This is a genomic window from Nocardia sp. NPDC059177 (genome assembly GCF_042755165.1).
Lineage (GTDB): Bacteria > Actinomycetota > Actinomycetes > Mycobacteriales > Mycobacteriaceae > Nocardia.
In genome coordinates, this window is sequence record NZ_JBHZBX010000051.1 from 1 (window position 1) to 1,952 (window position 1,952).

Consider the following 1,952-nt stretch of genomic DNA (forward strand, 5'->3'; position numbering starts at 1 on the left):
CTATGGGGTATCTATGCTATATCTTTGGCTTCAAAAACGGCACCTGTTCTAAGAGCATAGAAACTCAACAGGCACAGCCTGTTTGACACCCTTTTTTTTAGGGTGGCACCGAGTTTCCTTATGCTCTTTTTCTCTGAAGCTAAACCTGTTTTATATGTCGTAGTCTTTTTATTGGGAGTGACCCCTTGCTGTACAATTTCCGGAGGTGCCGATAAGGGACGAATTTTCCCTTGTCGGTTGCCTTTGGGGATTGTAAGGGGTGGAGGCTCGGAATCAAAAGGAAACGAAATATCATTCCGAGTGTGCTTCTTTTTTCTGTTCTTGAATTCTATTATTTCCAATGTTAGAATTATGTTAACAACTTGTTAGGAGTGTGTTTGGATGGAAGAGAAAAAACAAATTGGACCTCGAATTACTGTTGAAACATTTAAAAAGCTAGAGTTATTAGCCGAACATTTTACAAAACACAATGAATTTGGAAGAGTTTCAAAAGATGCTGTAATTGAGTTTGCTATTAAGGAATTGTATAGGGACTATTTGGGAAAAGGACGCTAATTTTTGTTGAAAAACTGACTTCGGATTTGGGGTTCTTTATTATTAACTTGATTTTAATTAAACATTACAGGAAAAATTGAGGGGAAATGGATGGATAAACGCAATGGTGACGCGGTTTTCATAGCTCCAAATGATGTTGTAAAAGTGACCACTATGAATCACGTCATTGAAGTTCAGCATATGGAGAAGATGAACCGGAAAAATAATATCAAAAAATTGGACAAGGATAGGTTTGTAGACCTCTCTACTGGGGAGATCCGGGAGTTCGAGCATTCGGAAAATCGGCAGGAAAATTATAATTCTTTGAGACAAACCTTTAAGAAGCTGCGTTATTTGATAAATAACAATTTTATAGGACGGCCAAATGAATTACATATAACTTTGACATACAAGAAAAATATGACGGACACGAAAAAACTTTATAGTGATTTTCAAAATTTTATCGACAGGTTGCGTTATAAATACAAGAAAGAAAGTTCGATAGATTATTTATCGGTGGTAGAGCCACAAGGACGTGGAGCCTGGCATTGTCATGTTTTAATGCGCTTTAATGATTTGGATAAGATTTATATTAAAAATGCTGAATTAAGGAGTCTATGGGGTTTAGGATTTGTAACAATCAAGTCATTAAAGGATATAGACAACATAGGAGCCTATTTGAGCGCTTATTTGACTGATATAGACCTAGAAGATGTCCAAGACAGGGAAACAGCCTTAAAAGTGGCTTCAGAGGGCTGTGAGGTGCAAACAAAGATCGTAGAAGGTCGGGAAAAGAAATTTTTAAAAGGCGGACGGCTGCACATGTATCCTTCCGGAATGAATATGTATCGAAAATCAAAAGGGATTGTTAAGCCGGAACGGGAAGAAATGAAGTTCGGAGACATAAAAAAAGTAGTGGGTTCGGCAAAACCACACTACGAGAAAAGTTATCATGTCGAAAATGACAATTTTGAAAACACAATTTCGTTTCTCCAGTATAACACAAAACGTGATTTTTGAAGCAAAACGGTTCCTCTTTATGGAGCCGTTTTTTTTATTTCCCGAAGGGTTATTTGTCAGAATGACAAACCGATTTCGAGCCGGCGAGAACCCATTGTCACACCACGATTTAGGGGGTGTGTATAAATGGGCACTCTCTGTGAAATTTGAAGCTTTGAAATTCCGAATGGCGCACTTATACACTCTGTCGAGTGAGTGCTAAAATGCTGAAGCATTTCCGTCAAGCGTGTGGAGGAATCTTGTAGAGAGATATAGCATAGATACCCGTATCTCTAGAGATATTTTGGTATATCCCTGCTATATCTATGGGGTATCTATGCTATATCTTTGGCTTCAAAAACGGCACCTGTTCTAAGAGCATAGAAACTCAACAGGCACAGCCTGTTTGACACCCTTTT

2 protein-coding genes are annotated in these 1,952 nt (G+C 38.2%); both read left to right on the plus strand.

What is annotated here, in order from left to right:
• Positions 1–381: 381 nt before the first annotated feature.
• Positions 382–555 (plus strand): hypothetical protein, encoded by a 174-nt coding sequence (locus ACFXK0_RS29000; protein ID WP_375839303.1) that lies wholly within the window; start codon positions 382–384, stop codon positions 553–555.
• A gap of 90 nt (positions 556–645) precedes the next feature.
• On the plus strand, positions 646–1,554 hold the full coding sequence (locus ACFXK0_RS29005) for a hypothetical protein (RefSeq protein WP_375839305.1): 909 nt from the start codon (positions 646–648) through the stop codon (positions 1,552–1,554).
• The last annotated feature ends 398 nt before the right edge of the window (positions 1,555–1,952 follow it).

Bases quoted from the DNA above. Each gene is read 5' to 3' on its own strand.
- ACFXK0_RS29000 (WP_375839303.1), top strand. From the start codon at position 382: ATGGAAGAGAAAAAACAAATTGGACCTCGAATTACTGTTGAAACATTT.
- ACFXK0_RS29005 (WP_375839305.1), top strand. From the start codon at position 646: ATGGATAAACGCAATGGTGACGCGGTTTTCATAGCTCCAAATGATGTT.